The sequence below is a fragment of the Mesobacillus persicus genome (assembly GCF_900109925.1).
GTDB lineage: Bacteria > Bacillota > Bacilli > Bacillales > Cytobacillaceae > Mesobacillus_B > Mesobacillus_B persicus.
In genome coordinates this window covers 351,712-378,434 of the sequence record NZ_FOBW01000001.1, presented here as the reverse complement: position 1 = coordinate 378,434, position 26,723 = coordinate 351,712, and the positions used below count along the sequence as shown (strand labels likewise).

The window sequence follows — 26,723 nt, the reverse complement described above, 5'->3', positions numbered from 1 at the left end:
ATTAGGTTATTTAGAATCAACACAGGTGCATGGGGTAATGCTATCAGTTGGTACTGGCCACTTCATCATTGTAGGTCAACAGACCGACGACTAAAACAAACGAGCTTATCATAGGAGTAGATTAACTGTGGAGATAAACAATCTTGAAAAATGCATAAAAATCATCAAAGAGGCTAAAGAAATCGTTGTTCTAACAGGCGCTGGAATTAGTACAGAATCTGGAATCAAGGACTTCAGATCACGAACAGGAATCTATCGCCAATCACCAGAATACATACTGTCGCTTGATTTTTTCTATAAGCACCCTAAAGAGTTTTACCAATTTGCGATTGAAAACCTTTACCACCCAGAAGCATTGCCAAACGTTGGTCATCAGATATTAGCAAAATGGGAGGAAGAAGGGAAAGTATCAACGATTATCACCCAAAATATCGATGGCCTCCACCAAAAAGCGGGAAGCAACCATGTCATCGAATTTCATGGTACGATGAGAACGGCTTCTTGCATGAATTGCGGGAAAGTATATCGAACCGAAGAGATGATGAACCGCATTCAGACCATGGAAGACTATTTTATTTGCACTCATTGTCAAACTCGTGAAGAACACGACCATTACATAAAACCAGATGTGGTGCTGTTTGGGGATGCCGGAGAATGGTTTACAGCAGAAGGGTTTAGTACAATCACGAATATCATACACCAAGCAGATTGTATCTTAGTCCTAGGGACAAGCCTACAGGTTACACCATTTTCAACTTTCCCACAGTACAGAAGGGAGGGTGTCCCAATAATTCTCATCAATAAAGGAGATTCTCCATACGATCACGCTCATGACACCTACGTCATTCACGAGTCCATAGGGGCCACCTTAACGCAAATAAACAAAGAATAAGTGGAATTTCCTGGATGGTGCCTGGCACCTGGTATTTAACTGTAAAAAAACAAAAGACAATAGGAGTTGGCGAAGAGTATGCACGAAGAAGGATATATTGAAGTTCCTGGTGGGAAGGTTTGGTATCAATTACATAATAAACAGGCGGAGGGCACCCCACTTATTATTTTGCATGGAGGTCCTGGTTCTTCCTGCTATACCTTGCAAGGACTAAAGGAGCTAGCAGTTGACCGACCAGTTATTCTCTATGATCAACTAGGGTGTGGACGATCCGACCGACCTACTGATCCCTCGTTATGGAACATCGACCGGTTTGTCCAAGAATTAGCGGATATCCGCAAAGCGTTAAACTTAGAGGAGGTTCATATTCTCGGCCATTCCTGGGGAACAACCTTAGCGGCTGCTTATTGCCTAACGAAGCCAAAAGGTGTGAAAAGCGTTGTCTTTTCTAGCTCATGCCTCAGTGCTCCGTTATGGGAGCAAGATCAACGCAGGAATCTCAAAAAACTACCAAAAGAAATTCAAGAAATCATTATCAGAAGTGAACAAAATGGAACAACTGACACGCAGGAATATAAGGACGCAACCTTGGTGTTTAATCAACACTTTGTTTGCCGCTTAGATCCTTATCCTGAACATTTAAAACAAGGTGCCCATCTAAAAAATCCTGAAGTATACAACATAATGTGGGGACCGTCAGAATTTACTGTTACAGGTAACTTAAAGACATTTGACTGTACCTCCCAATTACACGAAATTACCTGCCCGACTCTATATGCTTGTGGTCGGTATGATGAAGCAACTCCAGAAACAACGGCGTATTACAGTAGCCTCACTCCAAATTCAAGAGTCCATGTTTTTGAAAACAGTGCTCATATGCCATATATAGAGGATGAGGCAGAATATTTACACGTGGTCGGTGACTTCTTAACTACCGTAGATTGTGATCGTTAATTTCCCTTTATTGATGATTAAAGACCATGGTCAATTTACTCGAAAGGACTAGAGATAACCTTGAACCTTTCAACTTTTCTATCCATCATTTTCACAAGTTTTATAGAGCTGGGTTCTCTTGTCGGGGTGCTCCTATTGGTTGGATTTGTCCTGGGGATTCTCGAACGGTATTCAACCCTCTACCTAACAAGAGCGTTTGGAATCAAAGGCGTTCTTTTTACAGCATGGATAGGTACTCCGATTCACGAAATAGGTCACCTTATTCAGTGCTTTATCTGGGGACATAAGGTAACAAGAGTGAAGCTTTTACAATTGAATTCATCCAATGGCGTACTCGGCTATGTCGAGCATCAATACAATAAACATAGTCTATATCAGCAAGTAGGCTTGTTTTTTATCGGTCTGGGTCCCATCTTTAGCGGAATTGGTGCAATAATCTTAGGAATGTATTGGCTTCTTCCTGAAACCTACAGATCCGTTCGCTCTTCAATCTTTCAAGGAAGCACAATAGAGGCTAGTCATCTCATAAACACATTAGGAGACACGTTGCTTCTGCTAACGAAGAATCTCTTTACCTTTGAAAATATACTAAATCCGATGTTCTGGATTTTTCTTTTACTTGCAATTAGCATTTCTTCTCATATCGCGCTTAGTAAGGCAGATATCCAAGGGGCGTCAAAAGGGCTTATCGCACTTTTCTTCATGCTTATCCTTTTTAACGTGATTGCAGGTCTGTTAGGATTCAACTCCCAAGAGATTATTGGTAAAATTGCACGATACAATGTTTATGTCTTAGTATTCTCAAGTATCGCTCTCTTGTTTTCACTTCTTACCTTTGTTTTTAGCTATCTATTATATAGATGGAAAGTTAGATAACAGACCTTATATCTAGGGATTGCCTATAAAACAGACTAAATAAATCGATAAATTAACTTTTATTCTATTAGCTTAGGAACAATTATTACTAGAGACTCCCAATGTTTTATGTTTTAATGGTTGTAGAATCACAAGAACTTAGGGAGCCCAATAATGGCAAGTAAAAAAAACAAGAAAAAAATCCAAAGAAATTTTAATATTGTTCTAGTTTTATTCGCGTTTATTTTTATCTCAGTAGTAATCCAACAAGTCACTCAGATTCAAACCCATGATAAAACAGGCACTCCAGTCCAACCTACGGTTAATAGTGATGTTGAAAAATACACTCCTATTCTCCGTCAAGAGTTGGAAAAAGTTGACTTAGAAGAATACACGGTAGTACTTGCGGCCATTATGGAGCAGGAGAGTAGGGGCAAGGGTGGAGACCCGATGCAGTCATCAGAATCTGCTGGGTTAGCACCTAACTCCATAAACGATCCGCACCAAAGCATTAAACAAGGGGTCAAGCACTTCCAAAACACCTTAGCTTATGGGAATAAGCGTCAGGTTGATTTTCAAACGATTATCCAAGCTTATAATATGGGCTTAGGATACATCGATTTTGTGGCTGAAAAAGGTGGCACACATAGCGAAACAATAGCGAAAGAATTCTCTGCTATCCAGGTTGATAAGAATCCAAAGCTCTACAATTGCGGAGGAGATCAGAATAATTTTCGTTATCCTTATTGTTATGGGGACTTTACCTATACTACAAAGGTAACAAAGAATATTAATACCCTGATTGCTAGCAACCCTGATTTGCCTAGCTTTTCATTAGGGCTATAGACGGTATCTGCTTATTCGTCAAAATCCGTAATTTATTAAAAATTATTGAAGGATTTTTATTCATCTTCACGAATTATGTAATAAAAAGGAGATGAGCGTATGGAGCAGGTTACCGAACAGCAGTGGATTTGCTCTAAATGCAACAACGTGATCACAGACGAAGACGAGTATCAGGATAATAACGGAGTATGCGATGACTGTTACAGCCTCCCAATTAAAAAAAGAATCGGAAAGCTAAGATAAATAATTCATTTTACCTGCATGGAAATGACAAATGTGGAAATAATATGAGTAAGGACTTGTAGCTCAATGGTCAGAGCAGTCAACAATTTATGAATTGTTGGACATCTTGTGGGTTCGACTCCCACCAAGTCCTTTTTTTGTTTCAACAATGTCTGACTTCTAATCAACCCAATATCAAACGGAACAGGCAATGCAATCCCTAGAGGATAGCATTGTTTTTTTGTTACCATTCACACGAGAAACGCTCTTACATAATTTTTCCACTTCAATAAAAATGGTGATATGATGGATGTAAATTTTGTTGAAGGGAGTAAGAGGCATGGTTACTACGTCATTTAAAAATATAATTAAGTCGGAAGAAGAGTTAGATAGTTTAATAGGGGGACCAAGCGAATTGGCCAAACAGAAGGTGATTACCATCTTAGATCACCATTGTACAAATTTTATTGAACATTCCCCATTCATGGTCCTTTCTACATCCAATTCTTTTGGACAATGTGATGTGTCGCCTCGTGGTGATGCTCCTGGTTTTATCAAAGTATTAAACGATAGGACGATGATAATCCCAGAAAGACCGGGAAACAAAAGAATGGACTCGATGCGTAATATCCTAATGAACCCACATGTAGGGCTGCTTTTTTTTATTCCTGGTTTAGAAGAAACTCTTAGAGTCAACGGCAAGGCAACATTGATTACAGACGATGAAGTTTTAGAACAAATGGCAGTGAGAGGGAAAAAGCCTCAAATAGGTATTGTAGTAGAAGTTGAGGAATGTTTCATTCATTGTGCAAAGGCTTTTAAACGTTCAAAGTTATGGGAACCCACCACGTGGGCACCTCAAGAGTCATTACCCAACGCTGCTGAAATCATATTTGAACACGCAAAGCTCCCCGGAACCACGTCGGATTCCATTGCAGAAAGGCTGGCGGAGGGATACAGGAAACGTCTATATTAAACTTCACCCTTTCTCTATAGAGATAAAAATGAAGACCCTAACTAAATTAAAAGAACTCCTCCAAATCCACTGAGTAACAACAATGTGGTTTGGAGGAGTTTTTATCTTATTGTTCAACTTTTTCTCCCTGCGTTTCTTTATCCGAAAGCCCTGGCTTACGATCCTTTATTGAAAACGAAAGAATAAAGGCAGCTAACGAGAGGATAGTTAAAGCGAGAAAGGCCATATTGGCACCATAGATATCAGGATTAGGAATATCAATGCTTTTTTGAACGGTAGATTCTGTTGTAGTCATGACCGTTACAAGCACAGCTGTTCCGACAGAAGCTGCAATCATCTTCATTGTATTATCCATCGCTGCTCCATGAGCAATCAATTTTTTCGGTAGTCTGTTTAAAGCAGCTGTTGAAACTGGCATAAGCACCATTGCCAACCCAAACATCCGAACGGAGTACATCATCATGATATAAGTAAACGAAGTCGTAGGACTCAAGTGTGATAACCCGAACGATGCAAGTGTAATAATTGCTAACCCAGTAATAACGAGCCACCTAGCTCCAAATCGGTCAAATACTCTTCCGGTAACAGGGGATAGAATTGCGGTAATTACTGCTCCTGGTAAAAGAGCAAGACCGGCTTCAAGAGCGGTGAATTCACGCATGTTTTGCATAAACAACGGAATAATTGTTTCTGAACCAATCAACCCCATAAAGGTAACCATTCCAATAATCACTGCCTGAGGGAAAAGCGCGTGCTTAAACACACGAAACTCGAGCATAGGATGGGCCAGCCGTAATTGCCTTGTAATGAACAAAATCAATGAAATTACGCCGATTCCTAGGGTAAGGATGGTACTAATCGCGAGCCAGCCTGCGTTCCCGGCCGATGTAAAACCATATAGAAGTCCTCCGAAGCCGAATGAAGACAAGATAACTGATAATACATCTAATTTAGGCTTAGTTACTTCCGTTACATTCCTTAAAACAAAGGAAGCTATTAGAATATCAATCAAGGCAATCGGCAAAATAATAAAGAAAAGTACTCTCCATGAATAATGCTCAGTTACCCAGCCTGATAAAGCAGGTCCAATCGCCGGCGCAAAGGAAATGACCAATCCGACCAATCCCATCGCTGCTCCGCGTCTATGGACAGGGAAAATCATAAAAAAGACCGTTTGCATAAGAGGAAGCATTACGCCTGCTCCACTTGATTGAATGATACGTCCAAGTAGTAAAACTTCGAAATTTGGTGCAATCCCAGCAACTAACGTTCCAAAGGCGAAAACACTCATTGCGGTAATAAACAATTGCCTTGTCGTAAACCGTTCTAATAAAAACGCGCTAACAGGGATCATGATCCCATTCACAAGCATAAAAACGGTCGTTAACCATTGCGCGCTATTGGCCGTGATTCCCATTTCATCCATAATCGGTGGGATAGCCGTAATCATCAAGGTTTGATTTAAAATAGCAATAAAAGTCCCAGCCAACAACAACACGACAATTGAAGTATTTTTCTTTTCCATAGACTTGTTCATAAATAAATTCCTTTCTTCTTCCTAAAGTGCTTACTGCCTCCTATACTTAATGACGTCGGAAGTTAGGCACTTTATTTTGTTAAAAAAGTATTTTTCGAAATAGTCACCGTTTTTTAGTATACTTCTATCGAGTTGGAATTTCTAGTAAAAAGAATAAGGTGCTCCTTTCGGAGAGATTCATCGGAAGGTAAACACCTTATTTATCGCTTCTCAATCGGCACATGGATAGGGATATTAAATAGCCAAACAAGGAAAATCGTCAACGGGACACTTATGAATAAAGTTAACAAAGGTTTTTTATAATGAAGCCGTAAAAATGGGAACATAAGGCAATCGAAAGCTGCCGACCAAAGGAGGCTCCAGCCGTATTTATAAAGGATACTTCCTCGTAATAATAAAATAATTTCCACGACTACATATAAACCAACCCAAAATGCATAATGACGGAAGATTCTCCATTTCCCTTGTCCTTCAGGATAACGAGATAAAAACATAAGTGCAGTAAGCGGAAAGGTAATAAACGTATAACTCATTTCCAATAAAGAGTGATTAAACCATTTAATATCAGGAGATAGTCTCCATAACCAGTGTGAGGCACAAAGAAAGTTATAGGTTAAATTCCCAATCGCAATATATTGCATAGTTGAATAGTAAATCTTCCAATTTCGATAATCCCTCCTGTACCAAACAGCCAAAATACTGATTAGTGCTAGGGCATGATGCATAAAATCATTTCCTCTTTTTTACTATTATGCGCGGATACCATCTAAAACATTAGGAATTATATGAACTGTTACAAAAATAAGCTGTTTTGGGAAAAAGTCCTATCCAGTCTGTTACTTGTTAATTTTGTACTCTTTAAACCGGCGATTGCTATTTTGCATTTAGGTTACATTAATCAAAAGAGTAATATCTATAAGGGAGCGGTTGGATGAGAAACAGGGAGCTAAAAGAAGACGTAATTTCCGTAACCGAGGAGTCAAAATATATACAACAGCATTTAGCCAACGAGCGGACTTTTTTGGCATGGGTTCGGACGGCGATTGCCATCATGGGCGTTGGATTTCTGGTGACCAATTTGCACTATAACATGGGTATCACTCTTTCACGAGGTGGGGACCTGCTTGCACGTATCATCGGATTAGCGACGGTGGGACTTGGTGTTGTGACTGTAGTTATGTCCATGGTTGTCTATTTTAGAAAAATCCATTCAATCAATAACCAAACCTTTACCGCCTCTAAAAAATATATTTTCACTTTAAGCTTAATTATCATTATCATAGCGCTACTACTAGGGGTTTATTTTGTTATCGTTTAACATACATATTTAGAGTGAAGACTCCCTGTGAAAAAGTTCCAATTTACTCAGGTAAAAAGGAATTTGTACCATAAAAACGAAATAATATGAGTAGGGACGTTTTTGCTAGGGGGCAGGGATAGGGATGGAGAAGAAAAAGTGGACCTCAATTAAGGAGGGAGCTGGAAACGGTGGCTTATTGGTACTAGGGAAGAAGCCGACTACACTTCCAGATCAAACATTTATTTCCCTAACTAGAGGGGAAGGCTTAAACTTTGCACAACTGATTATCAATCAAGTTTTCACTTTGCTGGTCATGCATCAAATGAGAAAAACGCCTGGCCTTCTTTATGCGGAGGTAGGTGGGGAACTAAAAAGAGGAAGAGGGAATGGGCAAACGATGACCGTTTGGGATGGCAAGTCGATGCCTAAACTTCGGAATCAAGGGACGCATCATTTCGCGATGAAGTTTTTCGGCTGGGTCATCCACCGGAAAAACACGCAAACCTATTACTTAACCTACTCGGCAGGAGGGAAAATCCCTTCTATGGAAGAGGCTCGGGAAATTGTTAAGGAACACGGCAAGTTTTATGATCAAGGAAGGCTAGTTAGAAAAGCCACTCCACCTAAAATAGATGTATATATATCTTAAAACATAAATCACGTCAGCAATGGCTGCGTGGTTTTTTTGTATTCCAGTCGTTTTTAATACTAGTTCCGTAGCTCTAGTATGTTAATTTCCACCTTAAATTTTAGTAACCTTTATAAAACACTTTTAAATATATGATAAAAGACATACATGAGCCTAAACAAAAATATAATTTCCAGAAATGGCCTGTATTAATTGCCTTCTGAATTCTTAATAAAATCAGGTATGTATCGGTCACAACACAAGGTTACATAACTATTAAGTAGGAGATGGTTTAGTGGATAAAGAAATTATTTATACGAGCGCACGACACTTAGCTAGAATGATTCGCGAACGGACACTATCAGCCCGAGAAGTGGTTGAAGCTCATTTAGGCCAAATTAAGCGGATCAATCCGACGGTTAATGCAATCGTCTCTCTTGATGAGGAACGCGCTTTAGCAGAAGCTAGCCGAGCTGACGAAATGCTGGCTTCTGGAAAGAACGTCGGGCCGTTGCATGGTTTACCGATTGCAATTAAAGATACCCATCATGCAGCAGGCTTCCCAACGACAAATGGTTCGCCCATCTTCCGTGACTATATGGCAACCGAAGATGACTTGATAGTTGAGAGGTTGCGAGCAGCTGGGGCGATTGTCATTGGGAAAACGAACGTTCCTGAATTTGCAGCCGGCGCTCACACTTTTAATGAAGTGTTTGGTGTGACGCGAAATCCCTATAACACGGGGAAAACAGCTGGTGGAAGCAGTGGTGGAGCAGCGGTCGCCGTTACGAGCGGGATGATTCCATTTGCCGACGGCAGTGATATGGGCGGGTCATTACGATACCCAGCTTGCTTCAACAATGTGGTCGGACTCAGAACTTCACCGGGGCGAATTCCATCCTATCCGAAGGCAGCAATCTATTCGCCACTAGCTGTTCAAGGTCCAATCGCTCGAAGTGTAGAAGACGCTTCCTTTTTGTTATCGGTAATGGCCGGTCCAGATCCTCGTTCGCCTCTATCCATTGAGGAACCTGGTGCAAAATTTCTAACTCCATTTAATCATGATTTAAAAGGAAAGCGGATTGCTTGGTCCGCAGATTTAGGTGGGTTGGTGCCTGTCGATTCAGCCGTTAAAAAGAATTTCGAACAACAACTAAAGGTATTTCAAGATTTGGGGTGTGAGGTAGAAGAAGCTTGCCCTAATCTAGAGGGCGCAGAAGAAGTGTTCCAAGTTCTACGTGCGTGGGAATTTGACGTGTCGTTCTCCGCATTATTCGACCGTTACCGTGAACTATTGAAACCTAGTTTGATTTGGAATCTTGAAAAGGGTCGGAACCTTCGCGGAAGTGATATCAGTCGTGCTGAAAACCTTCGTCACCAGCTTTACCATGAGATGCGAGATTTCTACGCCAAATATGACGCGCTTTTATTACCAGTAAGCCAGGTCTCTGCCTTTGATGCAAACCTAGAATACCCAACAGCTATCAATGACGTTCAGATGGAATCCTATCTTGACTGGATGAGATCTTGTTACTACATTTCCGCCACAGGCAACCCTGCGCTATCGGTACCTTGCGGGTTCACCGATGATGGGCTCCCGCTTGGACTTCAAATCGTGGGTCCACACCGAGGGGATTATGAGGTACTCAGAATCGGTTATGCCTTTGAGCAGGCGACAAAGTACGGAGAACGCCGCCCTAACCTAATTATTAAGAATGATATTCAATTATCTTAATCTAGTTTAAAAACCCTTATAAGATACTCTCTACTGTTAGCAAAATCAATATGACCCTTTAATAGCTACAACTATTTATCGAGTACGCTCTCTTTTCTGCGCCAAGACCGCCTCTTGGAGCAGTTTTGTCGGGGTGACGCTCTTTTTTTTTGCGCCAAGACCGCCTCTTGGAGAAGTTTTGTCGGAATGTCGACCAGGAGCTCCCTATGAAGCAGTCTCCTCGAAGTGCTCCTTTCTTCACCACCAATCTCTCATCTGGATGCAGATACTTTTACTGTTGGCAAGTATTCTGAAATTTTAGTACTATCTGACAAAGTTAATCGATAAGATAACAACAGGGGAGCCTGTTTAACTCGCCAAACGATATTAATCTTAAAAACGAGAGGGGGAGATAGGTTGCTTAAAGCAATCACTTTGTTTTTTGACCGCTTAGTTCAACGTTATTTGCCTGATGCTTTTTTATTTGCAATTATCTTAACGATTGCCGTGTTTCTTTTAGGAATTGGACTTACTGACAGTTCTCCGATGCAAATGGTCCAATTTTGGGGCGATGGATTTTGGAATCTATTAGCCTTTGCTATGCAGATGTCTTTAATCGTCGTTACAGGTTATGTGTTAGCTAATAGCCCTTTTTTCGAGTCAGTTCTCGCTAAGCTGGCACGGCTAGCAAAAACCCCTGGTAAAGCAATTATGCTCGTTTCTTTTGTCACAGCAATTGCTTGTCTAATCAACTATGGTTTCGGGCTAGTGATTGGGGCTTTATTTGCTCGCCACTTGATCCGCCAAGTACCTACAACCAGTTACCGCCTGCTAGTTGCAAGTGCCTACGGCGGAATGTTGGTTTGGCATGGAGGACTCTCTGGGTCAATCCCACTTACGATCGCAACACCTGGTCATTTTTTAGAAGATACACTTGGAACCGTCCCTATCACGCAAACTTTGTTGTCTGCTCAGAACATCTTTATCGTTTTAGCCCTTTTGATAACGCTTCCAATTTTGAATTATTTTTTATTAAAGGTGATAGAAGGAAGCGAAAAAACAGATTTACGCCGTAACCCAAATCTAATGGCTGCAACCTCAAGCTTAGAGAACGAAGACAGCACAGACCCAGAAAATGATTCAGACAAAACACCAGCCGAGCGTTTAGAAAACAGCATGCTGCTTTCACTTATCGTCGGGATAATGGGTCTTGTTTTTATCGTGTATCATTTCGTTCAAAACGGACTAGATTTAAATATTAATATTGTTAACTTTATCTTTCTATTTTTGGGGATTTTGTTTCATAAAACCCCACGTCGCTTCTTAAACAGCGTGTCCGACGCAGTGAAAAATGCGGGTGGGATTATTGTGCAATTTCCATTTTACGCGGGGATTATGGGGATGATGGTAGCCTCAGGTCTATCCGAGGAAATGTCACTCTGGTTTGTTAGTATTTCAAATGAGTTCACGTTCCCATTATTTACATTTATTAGTGCTGGAATTGTCAACTTCTTCGTCCCTTCAGGTGGGGGACAATGGGCAGTTCAAGGTCCAATAATGATACCTGCCGCCCTAGAACTTGGAGTAGATACTGCGAAAACCGCGATGGCAGTCGCCTGGGGGGATGCTTGGACTAATATGATTCAACCATTCTGGACTTTGCCATTACTAGCCATTGCCGGTTTAAAAGTAAAAGATATTATCGGATTTTGCGTGATTGCGATGTTATGGTCATTTATCCCGATTAGCATCGGATTGTTGTTCTTATAGTTTAAGAGAAACAGTTTTCCATTTCTAAAACGGACCTGAAAAAACTAATTTCAGGTCCGTTCAATTTTAGTAAATTGAATAAGTTGGTTCATCGACCATCTTGTACAGGCTTTAATATGTTTTGATGATTTTTAATTAACATTTGTTTAGCCTCTTGATAATCTCCGTTTTTTAAACATGAAAGGATCTCCTGATGCTCTTGGAGGGATTTTTCGATATTGGCTTCCCCCTCGAATGTGATCCGTTGTAAGGACCTTAATGGAAGTCCAAGACGTGAATACATCATCCGAATAATTTCACTGTTGCTCATTTCTATAATCGCCAGATGAAACTTTTGGTTGAGCCTTGTGTACTCCGTTGAATCGCCCTTAACATTTGTCATTTGCTCCTGAAGTTCGTCCATTCTTTTTAAAATCGCCTCAGAGGGACCGATAATTGCAATTCTGTCCAATGCCAACGTTTCTAAAAACAAGCGAATTTCTAGGAGGTCAATTTTATCCTGTTCAGAATAGCCTTTCACCACTGAACCTTTTCGAGGAATTCGTTCGACTAACCCGTCAATTGCCAGTAAATAAAATGCTTCACGAATTGGGGCTCTGCTTGTACCGAATTCTTCGGCATAATTGGTTTCAACAAGTTTGTCTCCTGGATTTAGTTTTCCAGTGATGATTTCTTCTGTAATTTGCTCAGCAATTAACCTTGAAAGGGAATTGTTATCAAAAAGCTTGTGTTCCACATTAATTGCCCCCTAATCTCAACATCGAAGTGCTCTTCTTCTTACAATACCAAAATTCTCAGTATAAATCGAAGGGGAAGATAGCTTTTAAAGAAATTAGCAATTAGCCACGAAATGCAGTGCCTGTATTGAATATTGGGTAAATTCAAAATATTTAATTGAATTAACTCATAGAATGTATTACCATTAAAATTACAATCAAATAAATCGACTGTCGACAATATAAGGAAACAAATTACTAAAAATGCAATACTGCTCTAACAAACATGGAGAGTAATGTCTTTCATGTTCTTTTATTTAAATTGTCGACAAAATACAAGTTAAAAGAGGAGTGAGCATCCCTATGAGGGTGACCATTAAAAAGACGGAACAGGATGGAAAGATTATTCTCCAAGAAAGTGGAGGCTTCGCAATTGTAACTATTAACCGGCCCGATTTGAAAAATGCCCTGACAAATAGAATGTGGAAAGACTTAGCAGCCATCGGCAGAAAAATCCCAGAAAACCCAAAAAATAAAGTGGTCATTCTTAGAGGCAGCAAAAATCATTTTACTGCAGGGTCGGATATTAAACAGTTTAATCATTTATCGATTGAAGAGGCGAATGAAGCCTTTCGATTAATGGAAGAGGCCATTTCCACATTCGAAAGAATCCCACTTCCAACGATTGGCGCCATCAACGGTCCAGCCATGGGGGCTGGATTTGAACTAGCGCTTGCCTGTGACATCAGAATCGGCACTCCAAATACTTTGATGGGCATTCCAGTTGGCAGGCTCGGGATTACGTTAAATCAAATGTTTGCGAAACGAATCGCTGATCTAATTGGTAAAAGTCGGACGATGGACCTTGTCTATACGGGTAGGTTACTAAAACCGAAAGAATGTTATGACCTTGGCTTGATTAATTACCTCATCGAGAACGAGGCGGATATTAATCATTTCACCATCCAAATCGGCAAGAAAATTATGGAACAATCTCCAGCATCCGTGCTTGCTGTGAAACGAGCCGTATCTTTTAACAATCCAACGATTAGCATTCCATGGGAAACCGGTCTTGGCTCAAGTGTAGATCCAGTTGATTTTCCAGAAGGGGTCCGCTCCTTCGTAGAAAAAAGAAAACCAAACTTTCAAAGGAGAGGATTATAAATGCAACCATTAAAGGGGATAAAAGTAGTTGATTTAACTCGTATTTTAAGTGGTCCATATTGTACGATGACCCTAGCAGACCTAGGTGCAGAAGTAATTAAAATTGAAACACCACAAGGGGATGACACGAGGCAATGGGGACCGCCATTCATCGAGGGGGAGAGTGCCTATTATCTGAGCATTAACCGGAATAAAAAGAGCATGGTCCTGAATTTAAAAGAAGATAAAGGAAAAGAAATTTTCTTTAAGCTGATAAAAGACGCTGACATTGTAGTCGAAAATTTCCGACCAGGTACATTAAAAAAGCTAGGAATTGATTACGAGGTCTTGAAACAACATAATCGCGGAATCATTCTTGCTTCGATATCTGGTTTCGGCCAGACGGGTACATATTCACAAAAGCCAGGCTATGATATCCTCGCTCAAGGGATGGGTGGACTGATGTCTGTAACAGGGGAACCCGGACGCCGTCCCGTTAAAGCAGGGTTTTCCATTGCTGACGTTGGCACCGGTATGTGGGCAGCATTTGGGATTCTCGTTGCCTTGCATGAACGGCATCAATCTGGAGAAGGGCAATGGATTGATACCTCGTTGTTAGACACGGTTGTCTCATGGCAAACGTATTTAGCAGGAAATTATTTTGCCTCAGGGAAAGACCCACAACCACTTGGGGATGCTCATCCGAATATTGTCCCTTATCAAGGGTTCGAAGCGTCTGACGGACATTTCATTATCGCAGTTGGCAATGACGGCTTATGGAGAAAGTTTGTTGATGTTCTAGGATTACAAACGTTAAAAGATCCAAAGTATAACACCAACCCAAATCGAGTTGCCCACCGAGAGGAACTAATTTCGCTCTTAGAGGAAGTGTTCCAGACAAAAACGGTGAATGAATGGATTGCTTTATTTGAAGAAGCAAAAATACCATGTGGACCAGTTAATCGGATGTCAGACATTCTCAACGACCAGCATATGTACGAACGGGAAATGGTCGTCGAAAAGGAACACCCAACGCTAGGAACTATTAAAATGCTGGGAACGCCTGTCAAGTTCTCAAGAACACCCGGGGAAATCAAAACAGTTCCTCCGGAATTAGGCGAACATACGAACGAAATCCTGGAATCACTAGGATATAGTCAGGCTGAAATTAATCAGTTCAACGAGGCGAATATTACAACTTCAGAAAAAGCGAGAGTATAAGAATAAGAGAGCGACGATATTCGTTGCTCTCTTACTACTTTTTTAAGTTGACTCTTTCTACTCTAAAACCTTGTTGCTTTACAACCTGAATATTAATTGTCTGGGCTTTCTATACAATATAGCTTTTCGCACGTTAATATCGGCCTTAGGATTTTAACAACAATCTTTACGAAAACAGTTTTTAAGTGAAACTCTCGATCTTCTCAAACTTTAGATTTGTGATAGTAACATCGATTGAAACTAACTCAATTTCTAGTATCGAGAGTATCGTTTCAGCTATTTTTGCTTGGACTTCCTCTATCAGGTTTACAATGTTTTGATTCATTGAACAGATGAAATCCACTTGCAGTGATAATCGAGGCGAAGGGTCAAAATAATAGCGAATATTTTTCGCCTTCCCAACTCTAGCTATCTCTCTACAAGTATAGGAAATAATGTCTTTCATCACATTTTCATCAATAGAGATGGTCCCCTTCGTAAAGTTAGGCTGAATAATCGTATTTTCACCGATATAGGTTTGGTGTTTCGAGAAGATTTTTTTTCCCTTTTTCATCAGCTTTTTAAAACGGTTTGCTTCAATCTGTATGTAGGGAATCGGTATGACATGCCGTTCTTGCGTTTTTCGGACAAAAAGGGCCATTTTAATTTCTTGACTCGAACGAACTTCTGTTACGTCAATGTATTTATCAACGTTCCCTAGATCTAGCCTGCTCGCTATTTGATCGACCATTTTAATAGAAGTCCCAACGATGAGGAGGTGTTTAATCGGCAGACGCTGAATCTCGTTGATTACTTCCAAACGGTGATCATCAAAATGAAAAGTCGCTCGCTTGATAGCGCGAATGTAATTATTCTCATACTTTGCCGAGGTTCCAGCAGACCTTTTCCCGTTTACAATCAATAATCCATCATCAATAAAAGCTGGAATTCGATTTTCATAGCAATATTGCAGAATGCTTGTACTTTTGCCAGTTCCACTTTTGCCAACTAATGCAAAGACCTTCAAATCATATTACCTCCTAAGATGAAGTATTCATTAACTAATAGAGCCTTAAAGAAAATTTAATTAAAAATGACAATTACATATCTAATCCTATATTTAAAAACTAATATTTAACAAAATTGACAATCACTGTAAATTTATAGTTATAGAGATTCCTTACTATATGATAAACTATTTATAAAGAGATTGTTCAGAATTGTTTAGACAAAATGCGCGTGGATCTAACTATAGTACGAAGGAAAGGGGTATATCGGTTGAATAAATCCATTTTGCTTTTGTTAATATCTACAATACTTTTTCTCTCAGCATGCTCTATATCTGCCAACAATGAAAACGGGTCAGCTACTGAAGTCATCCTTCCTGTAACGAAAGATTTGCCTCAAAATCAAAAGGTTAGAGAAATTGTCCTAAATGTTCCGACAAAAGAAGACGATCCAATCCAGTATGAATACGGGTTCATGATGGCTGAAGAGTGGAAGAAACTCGGATTAGATGTGAAAGTTGAACCCCTGAATTCGAGTAGCTTTTCTGATATTCACGCTCAAAAGAAGGAGTTTGATTCTCTAATTCTAACCTGGAATCATTCATTCAATGGGTATGACCCGGATTCTTTTATCAATAGACTTGGAGCAAATCATGGGGACAATCTTTCCGGATATGATCATGCCGAGTACAACGCCATGGTAGATGAGCAAAGAAAGACTAAGAATTTGGGAGATAGAAAAGAGATTATAAAGAAAGCAGAGGAACAATTGCTTGAAAATGTTCCAATTGCCCCAATTGTTCATCGCAACCACCTCCTTCCTATTAAAAATGAGAAGTTTACTAATTTTACATATACGACCGGGGAAGGTTTAAATAGTTTTTGGACCTTTATGGAGTTAGAGCCAAAAGGGATTCAGAAGTATGTTCGTTGGGGATACCCAAGTGACCTTGAAACATTAAACCCTTTAGCTTCTTCAAGAAAGCTTGATTCTCAGGTTTTCCGGTTGGTTTATGACCATTTAGTAAGGATAAGCGAAACAGGTGAAGTGAAAAACTCAGCGGCTACCTCGATTGAAGATGTAAACGAAGACGGAAAAAAATATCTGATTAAGCTTAGGGAGGACTTGACCTTTCATGACGGTGAAAAAGTCACTGCTACGGATATTAAATTTTCTTTTGATTTAGTAAAAGAAAGCAAGATACCGGCTTTTGATTCTCTAGTTGAACATATTGAAAAAGTCGAAATTGTTGATGAACTGTCGGTTCGTTTTACTCTGAAACAACACTTTGCTCCATTTTTAAGTGAAACGCTCTCCCAAATCTATATTTTGCCCCACCATATTTGGCAACCTATCTTCGAAGAAAAAGGGGGCAATGGAGTGTTGGAAGATAGCAACGAAAAGATGATTGGGAGCGGTCCGTTCATTTTCGATTATTGGGATCCAGGTCAAGAATTAAAGCTTGATACGAATAAGAATTACTTTTCACAATCGAAAATAAATGGAATCCTCCGTATCCCTTACGAAAACGAAGAAAAGCTCATAACTGATGTAATAAATGGGAACGTGGAAATAAGTGGTGCTGAGGTTACCCCGATTGAAGTAGAAAAACTCAATGAATCGAACGAAATGGAAGTCATTTCTGTTCCTTCAGTAGATCTTGACGCTGTTCATTTTAATATAAGAGAAAAACCATTCGACGATCACTTTTTTCGCCAAGCGTTAACTCTCACGATACCAAGAGAAAAGATCATTGGAGAAATCCTCAAAGAGCACGCTCAAGTAGCGAATGGATTAATCGCACCGGCAAATGAATCGTGGCATAGTTCCGATCTCGAGGGTTATGAGTATAATCTCGAAGCGGCGGTGAATACACTGAAGGACGCAGGTTACAAGTGGAACGAAAAAGGAGAAATTTATTACCCGGGTAAGCCAAAATAACTAATCAATGAAATTAAAGTTAAGATTACATGTCGAAAGCAACTCACAGCAAATCAAAGATTCAGCACAAACCAATGAGCAAATCGTTTACTACCCACTTAAGTATGGGTAGTTTTTTTATGAAGAAATTTGTATTCGCTTCCATTGTAAACGTATCAACCATTCCATGATTCTTCGCTAACTTTAATTGTCGAAATAGTATGTTAGGTTTTGTAACATGATTATATTATTAAAAATTCCCTAGTGTTATAAAGGTAATAGAAGATCCCATCTGACAAGGAGGATTACATATGACAAAACAAAAGTTGGTACTCATTGGAAATGGAATGGCCGGAATTCGAACGATTGAAGAGATATTAAAAATGAATCCCGATGGATTTGATATTACTGTTTTTGGAACGGAACCCTATCCAAACTATAATCGAATTCAGTTATCAAAAGTCCTTCAAGGAGATACCACTCTTAAAGATATTACCTTAAATGAATGGTCGTGGTATGAAGACAATAATATCCGCTTGTACCCTGGTGAGTCCGTTAGTAGGATTGATAAGGAGAAACAAATCGTTTATACCGATAAAGGCAAAGTCCAGCCATATGACAAATTAATCATCGCCACAGGTTCGAATCCATTTATGCTCCCATTACCGGGCGCAGATAAAGAAGGTGTGATTGCCTTCCGGAATATAAAAGACACAGAAACCATCGTCGAGTATGCGAAAAAGCATAAAAAAGCAGCTGTCATTGGCGGAGGCTTATTAGGTCTTGAGGCGGCCCGTGGGTTGTTGAATTTAGGGATGGAAGTAGACGTCATTCATATCCAGGATTATTTAATGGAGCGTCAACTAGATCGCAAAGCAGGGAAGCTTCTACAAAAAGAACTCGAAAAGCAAGGAATGAATTTTCTCCTTGAAAAGTCAACAACCGAAATTCTCGGGAGAAAACATGTCACTGGCCTTCAGTTTAAGGATGGCAGCCGAATCAAAGCCGATTTGGTCGTCATGGCAGTGGGAATTAAACCGAATGTTTCCTTGGCCCTCGAAGCAGGAATCCCAATTAGCCGAGGCATCCTTGTTAATGACCATCTCGAAACAGAGGTGCCAAATATATATGCGGTGGGTGAATGTGCTGAACACCGGGGAATGGTTTACGGACTAGTGGCACCGCTCTATCAACAAGGGCAAGCGTTGGCTCAACACCTATGTGGAGTAGCAGGGGAAGGATACAAAGGCTCTGTTCTATCCACACAACTAAAGGTGTCTGGAGTAGATGTGTTTTCCACAGGTAAGATCAATGAAGACGAAAATACAAAAGTATCTATCCTGCATGATGACTTGCGTGGAGTATACCAAAAGATTCTGTTTGAAGAAGAGAAAATGGTCGGTGCCGTTCTGTTTGGAAACACAAAGGATGGCAATAAATTGCTTAATTTTATCAAAAAAGGAATCAGCGTACAGGAATATGTAGAGGCAACACAAAACCCAGAAGTCGAGGTTAATTCCATTGCTGAACTTCCGGATGAAGAAATGATTTGTGGTTGTAATGGTGTGACGAAAGGTGCCATTGTTGAAGCAATCCAAACACAGGGCTTAACAACGGTTGATCAGGTAAAAGGCTGCACGAATGCTTCCCGCTCCTGTGGTGGTTGTAAATCGCTTGTTTCTGAATTACTTCAATGCACACTAGGTGATTCTTATGATGCAAACCAGAAGGAAGCGATATGTGCATGTACGACTTTATCCCGTGATGAGGTCGTTCATGAAATAAAAGAAAAAGGGTTAACCCATATCCGTGAGGTGATGAATGTCCTTGGTTGGACTACAGATGGCTGTTCGAAGTGTAGGCCAGCACTGAACTATTACTTAGGGATGATTGACCCACTCCGTTACGAAGACGAGAAGGAAGCTCGCTATGTCAATGAACGTATGCACGCTAATATCCAAAAGGACGGTACGTACTCCGTTGTTCCAAGAATGTACGGTGGAGTCACTACATCAGAGGAGTTGCGCAAAATCGCAAACGTAGCTGATAAATACAAAGTAGGTACGATAAAGGTCACTGGCGGCCAACGAATTGACTTACTAGGTGTCAAAAAAGAGGACCTTCCGAAAATTTGGGAAGAGCTTGATATGCCTTCTGGCTCGGCATACGCGAAAGGGCTTCGTACCGTAAAGACTTGTGTGGGTGAAAATTACTGCCGGTTTGGAACACAGGATTCAATCGGATTGGGGATCCAACTTGAAAAAAAATTCGAAGGCTTAAATACTCCGCATAAAGTAAAGATGGCCGTCTCAGCCTGTCCGCGTAATTGTGCGGAAAGTGGAATCAAAGACGTTGGGATTGTTGGCGTAGAAGGTGCCTGGGAAATGCATGTGGGCGGAAACGGTGGCACACATCTTCGCGAGGCAGATCTATTATTCAAGTTTAAATCAGGTGAAGATCTCGTAGAAATGATTGGTGCTTTCCTCCAATATTACCGCGAAACCGCCAACTATTTGGAAAGAACTTCAGCCTGGGTAGACCGTCTCGGCCTTGATCATATAAAAGAGGTCCTATCCGAAAAGTCGAAAGTAATGGAATTAAACAGTCGAATCGAAGAGGCATTGTCCATCGTTCAAGATCCTTGGAAAGAGGCGATTGAAAATAAAACACTGTTAAGAGATCTATATCAAACGGTGAAAATCCCGACAGAAACGAAATGAAACTTAGGAGGTTACTAGAATGGAAAATACTCTTCGTCCGGTATTGGTTGGTAAAGTTTCAGAATTACCCGAAAAGCTTGGGAAAACAGTCACAATTGGTATGAAAGAAATCGCTGTTTTTAAATTAGAAAGTGGAAAAATACGCGCCATTGAAAATCGCTGTCCACATAAAGGAGGAGTCCTCGCAGAAGGAATCGTCAGTGGAGACTATGTTTTTTGTCCGATGCATGATTGGAAAATTAGCGTCGTTGACGGTAACGTGCAGGAACCTGATATCGGTTGTGTCGAGACCTATCCTGTTGAGATCAAGGAAGACCAAGTGTTTATTTTGATTGAAGACTAAATAGTTATAAACTATCAATCTATAGCTCTGATTTTAGAAAGATACTAGGCTGCCAGATAAGGAGTGGAACCATGGCATTTGTAAGTCCGAATCAAGTAATGGATAGTATGATTCAAGCAGGAGCTGCGAAAGCGAAATTACCAGTTAAAGATTTACTGATTCGCGGGGGGCTTGCAGGGGCCCTCCTTGGGTTTGGAACCACCTTGGCGTTCACAGCAGAGGTTCAATCAGGAATGGGTTTTATTGGAGCGATGCTGTTTCCAGCCGCCTTTGTGATCATCATTCTACTAGGTCTAGAATTAGTAACAGGAAGTTTCGCTCTCATTCCAGTCGCCGTGATGGAAAAGAAGGCAACGGTGGGTGAGATGATGAAGAATTGGTTTTGGGTCATCGTTGGCCATCTCATCGGTGGTGGATTGTATGCGATTCTTTATGTGATAGCCGTTACTCAGCTAGGGCATGTCACAGACAACGCTGTTGCAGTCAAAATTTTGGCTGTTGCCGAAGCAAAAACACTAGGCTACAAGAGTCTTGGAATGGACGGTATGGTCGTGGTGTTTGTTAAAGCAATGTTATGCAATTGGATGGTTACTCTTGGCGCCGTGATGGCAATGACCGCCAAATCCGTTATCGGCAAGATCGCTGCGATGTGGTTGCCGATTCTCATCTTCTTCGCGCAAGGGTTTGAGCACGCGGTTGTTAATATGTTTGTTATTCCAGCGGGTATGGTGCTCGGCGCTGATGTAACGATGACAGATTGGTGGGTATGGAACCAGATCCCTGTGTTAGCAGGCAATCTCGTAAGTGGCTTTATTTTTACAGGTTTGGCCTTATATCTAACACACGGGGAAATAAGTGCTAAACAAGTGGTCAAAATGACGAAAACAAAAGCCCCAATCACAAGTACTCAAAGGGGATAGCATAGGGGAGTGGCAAAAATGGGCAAAGCATATATTGTTGGAGCTGGTCCAGGTGATCCAGACCTAATTACTGTAAAAGCATTAAAATGCATTCAAAAAGCCGATGTTCTTTTATACGACCGACTAGTGAATCGAGAGTTATTAACCGAAGCAAAACCTGGTTGTCAGCTCATCTATTGTGGAAAACAACCAGGGATTCACGAGATGAAACAGGAGACCATTAATCATTTATTGGTTAAGTTCACCAAACTCGGGAAGACCGTTGTGCGCTTAAAAGGGGGCGACCCCTTTGTGTTTGGACGAGGAGCTGAGGAAGTTGAAGCGCTCGCTAAAAATGGATTATCGTATGAAGTCGTTCCTGGCATTACCGCCGGTGTTGCTGTGCCTGCTTACGCCGGTATTCCAGTGACTCATCGAAAAATGGCTAGTTCGTTTGCCGTCGTAACAGGGCATCGCACCACCGGAAAACCAACAGATGTTAACTGGGAGAACCTTGCGAAGGGGGTAGATACGCTAGCGATTTATATGGGTATAACGAACCTATCCTATATATGTGAAGAGTTGCAAAAACACGGTAAAAAAAGGAACACACCTGTTGCGATTATTCAGCAGGGAACCACTAAGGAGCAACGGACCGTAACTGGCACATTGGCTACAATTGTCGGTATTGTCAAACACGAGGATATTCAAAACCCAGCAATGATTGTCGTGGGCGAAGTGGTCCTTTTCAGGGAAAGGATTCGAGAACTAGAAGTACTAAACCAAGGTTATTGCGAGATAGGGGTTAATGAAGGCTTAGCAAATTGAAGATTCACTATAAAAATGTCATTGGCAGTGTACCATGAACTGTTTGTGGCATTTTTTTATTTGAAGTTTATAGTTGTCACAATTCAGTCACCATTTTTTCAATAACTTTGAAGAATCAATCCATATTCGAACATAATCAATCCATAACTAAAGATAATTAATGCATAACTCAGTTCAAACGATGCATAACTCCAAGAGATGGGAGGAACCGACCTCATTACCAACGAACAAGATGCTTAAATAGCTTATCAGCTTGTATTTAACTAAAAACCTTATTCCAATCCGTAATATTTTAGACAAAACAGCAAATAATGTAATCAGTAAGTTCCTAAGGAGGTAGTTTTATGAATATGTGTGAGCTTTGCGGAAGAAAGGAGGTAGAAACAACTGTTCATCATCTGCTTCCGAAGGAAATGGGTGGAACCTTTGGTGAAACAGCAGATCTATGTATTCCATGCCACAAACAAATCCACGCTTTATACACAAACCAGGAAATCGCCCTCCGCCTATCAACGTTAAAAGAGCTTCGTGAAGACGAAAAACTTGCTCGTTTTATCAAATGGATTCGAAAACAGCCTTCGACAAAGATAATGAGAATAAAAAAATCTAAAGAGCGGAAGAGGAAGTAACACTACATTGAATAAAACGCCTAGGTTGATAAAGAACATTATGCACCGTTTAGCAGGTTAAAATACCTCCCCGATAATAATTCACCACACAGATGACAAGGAGATATCGATCATGAAATTCCTCACCACCAACGTATGGGACGAAACTCTATGGCTGAACATAAAGGACATTTATTACGAGGCTTTTCCTGATCATGGCGCAAAACCAGAGAAAATTATCCGAAATATGTTTGAAAAAGGCCTATGCACCTTTCATATTGGAATCGAAGAAAACAAACCGGTTGCAATGGCGTTGACTGGATCCACTAAAGAGTCGCAATACCTCATCATTGACTATTTAGCTGTGAAAAAGGCCAACCAACGACAAGGAATAGGTAACGAGTTATCCCTTTACATCAAAAATTGGGCTGTAAATCAGCAAAGTTTTCAGTCAATTTTGTTAGAGGTAGAAGCCGAGAAAGCAAGTGAAAACCTTAACCGGATCCACTTTTGGGAAAGCTGTGGATTTATATTGTTAAATGATTATATCCATCACTACATTTGGGTTCCGGAGCCTTACCTTGCGATGGTTCTGCCCCTCCATCAAACCAGTCCACCTTCGAGCGGAAAAGAAGCTTTTAATCATATAACCAATTTTCATCGCCAATCCTTTAAAATTGTGAACTCAAACAATTAGAACCCTGGGGAGCCCTCCAGGGTTTTTTTATCTAAACAGGATCATTGTCGGTATCCATGTAAGACTTTAATGCATGTTCGAGTGCATTAAAAGCTTGTCCAAATGCAGCAGAGGATGCCACATCACCTGCATTCTCGAGCTGGGGTAATGCATGTTTCGCTTGAGTTAAGGCAGTCATCGTATCCTCAAGCGTCGTTCCTTTATCCCCATTTTGCCCGATTGCGAATTGAAGTTGTTGGATACTACGGTCCAAATCAAAACTTTCTGGATTGCTGTAGCACTTTTCTAAATCGTCTTTTATTTGTTGTAAAATTTCCTTCATAACCTAATTCCTCTTTTCTTCATCATTTTCCCCACCGTATTTTGATCTCACATAAATAAAGGTATGCACCGTGTAAGCATAAATCGAGGATTATAATAACAATATTGTTCTTGCCCCTTTAGCTAGAATCTATTTAACTTTTAACTTTGTTAGGACCCAATGGTTCATAAAAATGGATACAATCGGTATTCGTTAGGAAAATAGTCCTGACATGAATGAACTTAACTTTCTAATTGGATAGGATTGTTAATAGGTCCTCAAATAAATATTTTTCAGTTTTTTTCAGAATATTATATCAATATGGTTTACAATCTTGAAGTTTTGTATTTAAATAAGAATAGGCTTTTGAAATATTAAGATAATTCAAAACAATGGGGGTAAGAGAATGAAAAGGACAATTAAAAAAGTGGCACAGTTTTCCGCATTGGCAAGTATGCTTGCTTTAGCTGCCTGTGGAGGTGGCGGAGAACAAACATCTGGGGAAGCTGATGGACAAGCAACCGACGGTGGAGTAGTAAAAGCGGATATCGGTGTTGTTTCTTATCTTAGTGGATCAGGGGCTGCATACGGAGAAGCAATCACAAGCGGGCTAGAGTTAGCGCTTGAAGAAATCAACGCAAAAGGTGAGGTAGAAATTAACCTAATTATTGAAGATTCTGCCGGAAAACAGGACCAAGCGTTAACAGCTGCACAAAAGCTAATGAACTCAGAGAACGTAACAGCTTTAATTGGACCAACCCTTAGTACAGAAATGAATGTAGTTGGACCTGAAGCTGATTTAAATGGTGTGCCAACAATCGGAACTTCGACAACTGCTGAAGGAATTCCACAAATCGGCGAATATATTTTCCGTAACTCTCTTCCTGAAGCACTAGCCATCCCTGCATCGATTGATAAAGCAATTGAGAAGTACGATGCCAAAAAAGTAGCCATCCTTTATGGAAACGATGATGTATTCACAAAGTCGGGATTCGATACGATGAAAGCTGCTGCCGAGGAAAAGGGCTTAGAAATTTTAACGATTGAAACCTTCCAAAAAGGTCAATCAGACTATAACGCTCAGTTAACAAAGATCAAAGGCTTAAATCCAGACTTAATTCTAGCTTCTGCTCTATATAATGAAGGAGCCGTTATTATGGACCAAGCCCGTAAAATGGGAATTGACGTCCCGTTTGTTGGCGGAAATGGGTTTAACTCTCCAGAAGTAATCGAAATCGCTGGTGACGCTGCAGATGGGTTAATTGTTGCTACACCTTGGTACGCGGAGAAGGACGATCCAAAAGTTCAAGAATTTGTCAGCAAGTTTGAAGAAAAGTATGGTAAAAAACCTGACCAATTTGCTGCACAAGCTTACGACGCTCTTTACATTTATGCTGAAGCATTGAAAAATGCTGGTTCAAATGACCGTGACGCTTTCCGTGATGCACTAGCAGAAGTAAAGATTACTGGAATCTTAGGTGATTTTGCTTTTGACGCAGAAGGGGACGTTATCATGACACCAACTGTATTAGTCATTGAAGATGGCGCCTTCAAAGTTTTCGAATAATTTAGACTCCTACACACACAACATGGTTCGACAAAGTGAAATTCATAAGTAATGAAGACAATTTTTACTCAAATTTTGATTCATGAATGAAATGCATTTTCGGGCAGTGTTATCCCAAAGCTTACATGCTTACTATGGGTTATGCTGCCTTTTCCTTCATAACGACTCATAAAAAATACGTAAGTAGGTGAGATGCCTTGTTAATAGAACAACTGATTAACGGATTAACATTAGGAAGTATTTACGCAATCGTAGCCCTTGGTTTTACACTTGTTTTCGGGGTCCTTGGCATCATTAACATGGCACACGGGGAAATCTTCATGTTCGGTGCCTTTATCGGTGTCATGATAACCTCGATATTTGATGCCCCACTTTGGGTAGCCTTTGCAGCGGCGATTCTAGTTACAGCCATTTTAGGATATTTTCTCGAAAATTTTGCCTTAAGACCACTTCGAAGCAAGCAAGGAGTATCGCATTTAGCCCCCTTAATTAGTACGATTGGGGTTTCGATTTTCTTGGAAAACCTTTCCCATCATATGTTCGGTGCTGGGAACAGGCCTTTTGAAGCTCCATTTGCAGAAATCAACTTTCAAATTGGTTCGATTACCGTTTATTTAGTACAAATCGTTATTTTTGTCATTTCGATCCTGTTAATGGTTGCACTTTCCTTCTGGCTTGGGAAAACAAAAGCAGGGAAGGCCTTAAGAGCAACAGCTGAGAACCTTGAAACTGCCAGTCTTCTCGGCGTCGATACAAAAAGAATTATTACGATGACAGTCATCATTGCTTCAGCAATGGGTGGAATAGCAGGAATTCTTGTCGGGATGGCTTTTAACTCCGTTAACCCACAGATGGGATTATCAATGGGATTAAAAGGTTTAGCGATTATTATCCTTGGTGGAATGGGCAATGTACGTGGAGCAATGGCTGGTGGTCTTATTCTTGGATTAGCAGAAACCTTCGTCGTTGTCTACGGAGATTCTGGTTACAAGGATGCGATTGCTTTCTTGGCAATTATCGTTATTCTTCTTATCAGACCACAAGGTTTATTTGGTAAAAAAATCACAACGTAAGAAGGT

Annotated in this window: 26 protein-coding genes and 1 tRNA gene; 22 read left to right on the top strand and 5 right to left on the bottom strand. The window is 40.5% G+C overall.

The genetic code is table 11. The features are described from left to right. Positions 1 to 127: 127 nt before the first annotated feature. From BMX30_RS01835 to BMX30_RS01810, 7 genes are all read left to right on the top strand, one after another. A complete protein-coding gene (locus BMX30_RS01835) occupies positions 128 to 892 on the top strand; it encodes an NAD-dependent protein deacylase (RefSeq protein ID WP_090740610.1) in 765 nt (254 codons plus the stop codon). A 78-nt stretch (positions 893 to 970) separates the two neighbouring features. After that, positions 971 to 1,846: a proline iminopeptidase-family hydrolase gene (locus BMX30_RS01830; RefSeq protein ID WP_090740608.1), complete on the top strand. Its 876-nt coding sequence runs from the start codon at positions 971 to 973 to the stop codon at positions 1,844 to 1,846. A 126-nt stretch (positions 1,847 to 1,972) separates the two neighbouring features. Beyond that, positions 1,973 to 2,722: a hypothetical protein gene (locus tag BMX30_RS01825; protein WP_342028056.1), complete on the top strand. Its 750-nt coding sequence runs from the start codon at positions 1,973 to 1,975 to the stop codon at positions 2,720 to 2,722. A gap of 153 nt (positions 2,723 to 2,875) precedes the next feature. Continuing rightward, positions 2,876 to 3,547, top strand: coding sequence for a lysozyme family protein (locus BMX30_RS01820; protein WP_090740605.1), 672 nt, complete (start codon positions 2,876 to 2,878; stop codon positions 3,545 to 3,547). 99 nt (positions 3,548 to 3,646) lie between these two features. Next, positions 3,647 to 3,790, top strand: a complete 144-nt coding sequence (locus tag BMX30_RS23355) for a hypothetical protein (RefSeq protein ID WP_170843764.1) — start codon at positions 3,647 to 3,649, stop codon at positions 3,788 to 3,790. Between the two features lie 52 nt (positions 3,791 to 3,842). Then, a tRNA-OTHER gene (locus BMX30_RS01815) sits at positions 3,843 to 3,923 on the top strand. A 186-nt stretch (positions 3,924 to 4,109) separates the two neighbouring features. Then, positions 4,110 to 4,745 (top strand): pyridoxamine 5'-phosphate oxidase family protein, encoded by a 636-nt coding sequence (locus BMX30_RS01810; protein WP_090740603.1) that lies wholly within the window; start codon positions 4,110 to 4,112, stop codon positions 4,743 to 4,745. A 106-nt stretch (positions 4,746 to 4,851) separates the two neighbouring features. On the opposite strand, the gene BMX30_RS01805 is transcribed toward BMX30_RS01810, so the two are convergent. Together BMX30_RS01805 and BMX30_RS01800 are read right to left on the bottom strand one after the other, a co-directional pair. Beyond that, complete coding sequence (locus BMX30_RS01805) at positions 4,852 to 6,282, bottom strand: DHA2 family efflux MFS transporter permease subunit (RefSeq protein ID WP_090740602.1); 1,431 nt, start codon at positions 6,280 to 6,282, stop codon at positions 4,852 to 4,854. A gap of 200 nt (positions 6,283 to 6,482) precedes the next feature. After that, the gene (locus BMX30_RS01800; RefSeq protein WP_090740600.1) at positions 6,483 to 7,007 is read right to left on the bottom strand and encodes a CBO0543 family protein; all 525 of its coding nucleotides are present in this window, start codon (positions 7,005 to 7,007) and stop codon (positions 6,483 to 6,485) included. 206 nt (positions 7,008 to 7,213) lie between these two features. On the opposite strand from BMX30_RS01800, the gene BMX30_RS01795 reads away from it, so the two are divergent. The 4 genes from BMX30_RS01795 to BMX30_RS01780 all read left to right on the top strand — a co-directional run bounded on the left by BMX30_RS01795 (position 7,214) and on the right by BMX30_RS01780 (position 11,694). Continuing rightward, entirely contained in the window at positions 7,214 to 7,600 is a 387-nt protein-coding gene (locus BMX30_RS01795; RefSeq protein ID WP_090740598.1) for a YidH family protein, read from the top strand. Between the two features lie 124 nt (positions 7,601 to 7,724). Continuing rightward, a complete protein-coding gene (locus tag BMX30_RS01790) occupies positions 7,725 to 8,231 on the top strand; it encodes a hypothetical protein (protein ID WP_090740596.1) in 507 nt (168 codons plus the stop codon). A gap of 274 nt (positions 8,232 to 8,505) precedes the next feature. Beyond that, positions 8,506 to 9,945: an amidase gene (locus BMX30_RS01785; RefSeq protein WP_090740594.1), complete on the top strand. Its 1,440-nt coding sequence runs from the start codon at positions 8,506 to 8,508 to the stop codon at positions 9,943 to 9,945. Between the two features lie 396 nt (positions 9,946 to 10,341). Then, positions 10,342 to 11,694 carry a short-chain fatty acid transporter gene (locus tag BMX30_RS01780; RefSeq protein ID WP_170843763.1) on the top strand — a complete coding sequence of 451 codons (1,353 nt, stop codon included), beginning with the start codon at positions 10,342 to 10,344 and terminating at the stop codon, positions 11,692 to 11,694. Between the two features lie 88 nt (positions 11,695 to 11,782). On the opposite strand, the gene BMX30_RS01775 is transcribed toward BMX30_RS01780, so the two are convergent. Beyond that, entirely contained in the window at positions 11,783 to 12,430 is a 648-nt protein-coding gene (locus BMX30_RS01775; RefSeq protein ID WP_090740592.1) for a GntR family transcriptional regulator, read from the bottom strand. 343 nt (positions 12,431 to 12,773) lie between these two features. Between BMX30_RS01775 and BMX30_RS01770 the strand changes: the two genes are divergently transcribed. Continuing rightward, positions 12,774 to 13,574 carry an enoyl-CoA hydratase/isomerase family protein gene (locus BMX30_RS01770; protein ID WP_090740590.1) on the top strand — a complete coding sequence of 267 codons (801 nt, stop codon included), beginning with the start codon at positions 12,774 to 12,776 and terminating at the stop codon, positions 13,572 to 13,574. After that, positions 13,575 to 14,774, top strand: a complete 1,200-nt coding sequence (locus BMX30_RS01765) for a CaiB/BaiF CoA transferase family protein (RefSeq protein WP_090740588.1) — start codon at positions 13,575 to 13,577, stop codon at positions 14,772 to 14,774. It begins immediately after the preceding gene. A 181-nt stretch (positions 14,775 to 14,955) separates the two neighbouring features. Here the strand turns inward: BMX30_RS01765 and BMX30_RS01760 are convergent, their stop codons facing one another. Beyond that, positions 14,956 to 15,780: a hypothetical protein gene (locus BMX30_RS01760; RefSeq protein WP_090740586.1), complete on the bottom strand. Its 825-nt coding sequence runs from the start codon at positions 15,778 to 15,780 to the stop codon at positions 14,956 to 14,958. 251 nt (positions 15,781 to 16,031) lie between these two features. Here BMX30_RS01760 and BMX30_RS01755 point away from each other — a divergent pair, with 251 nt between their 5' ends. The 7 genes from BMX30_RS01755 (at position 16,032) to BMX30_RS01725 (ending at position 23,776) form a co-directional block, all read left to right on the top strand. Further along, positions 16,032 to 17,702 (top strand): ABC transporter substrate-binding protein, encoded by a 1,671-nt coding sequence (locus tag BMX30_RS01755; RefSeq protein WP_170843762.1) that lies wholly within the window; start codon positions 16,032 to 16,034, stop codon positions 17,700 to 17,702. A 290-nt stretch (positions 17,703 to 17,992) separates the two neighbouring features. Beyond that, positions 17,993 to 20,401 (top strand): nitrite reductase large subunit NirB, encoded by a 2,409-nt coding sequence (gene nirB, locus BMX30_RS01750; RefSeq protein WP_090740582.1) that lies wholly within the window; start codon positions 17,993 to 17,995, stop codon positions 20,399 to 20,401. A gap of 19 nt (positions 20,402 to 20,420) precedes the next feature. Beyond that, positions 20,421 to 20,744 carry a nitrite reductase small subunit NirD gene (gene nirD / locus BMX30_RS01745; protein ID WP_090740580.1) on the top strand — a complete coding sequence of 108 codons (324 nt, stop codon included), beginning with the start codon at positions 20,421 to 20,423 and terminating at the stop codon, positions 20,742 to 20,744. A gap of 71 nt (positions 20,745 to 20,815) precedes the next feature. Continuing rightward, on the top strand, positions 20,816 to 21,664 hold the full coding sequence (locus tag BMX30_RS01740) for a formate/nitrite transporter family protein (RefSeq protein ID WP_090740578.1): 849 nt from the start codon (positions 20,816 to 20,818) through the stop codon (positions 21,662 to 21,664). Between the two features lie 18 nt (positions 21,665 to 21,682). Next, positions 21,683 to 22,471, top strand: a complete 789-nt coding sequence (cobA, locus tag BMX30_RS01735) for a uroporphyrinogen-III C-methyltransferase (RefSeq protein ID WP_090740576.1) — start codon at positions 21,683 to 21,685, stop codon at positions 22,469 to 22,471. 344 nt (positions 22,472 to 22,815) lie between these two features. Further along, the gene (locus BMX30_RS01730; protein WP_090740574.1) at positions 22,816 to 23,100 is read left to right on the top strand and encodes a restriction endonuclease; all 285 of its coding nucleotides are present in this window, start codon (positions 22,816 to 22,818) and stop codon (positions 23,098 to 23,100) included. A 112-nt stretch (positions 23,101 to 23,212) separates the two neighbouring features. Next, complete coding sequence (locus BMX30_RS01725; protein ID WP_090740572.1) at positions 23,213 to 23,776, top strand: GNAT family N-acetyltransferase; 564 nt, start codon at positions 23,213 to 23,215, stop codon at positions 23,774 to 23,776. A 31-nt stretch (positions 23,777 to 23,807) separates the two neighbouring features. Here BMX30_RS01725 and BMX30_RS01720 read toward each other — a convergent pair whose 3' ends face one another. Next, complete coding sequence (locus BMX30_RS01720) at positions 23,808 to 24,098, bottom strand: hypothetical protein (RefSeq protein WP_090740570.1); 291 nt, start codon at positions 24,096 to 24,098, stop codon at positions 23,808 to 23,810. Positions 24,099 to 24,483: 385 nt separating this feature from the next. Here BMX30_RS01720 and BMX30_RS01715 point away from each other — a divergent pair, with 385 nt between their 5' ends. Then, positions 24,484 to 25,644, top strand: a complete 1,161-nt coding sequence (locus tag BMX30_RS01715) for an ABC transporter substrate-binding protein (RefSeq protein ID WP_090740568.1) — start codon at positions 24,484 to 24,486, stop codon at positions 25,642 to 25,644. Between the two features lie 197 nt (positions 25,645 to 25,841). Then, positions 25,842 to 26,717: a branched-chain amino acid ABC transporter permease gene (locus BMX30_RS01710; RefSeq protein WP_090740565.1), complete on the top strand. Its 876-nt coding sequence runs from the start codon at positions 25,842 to 25,844 to the stop codon at positions 26,715 to 26,717. Positions 26,718 to 26,723 lie beyond the last annotated feature (6 nt).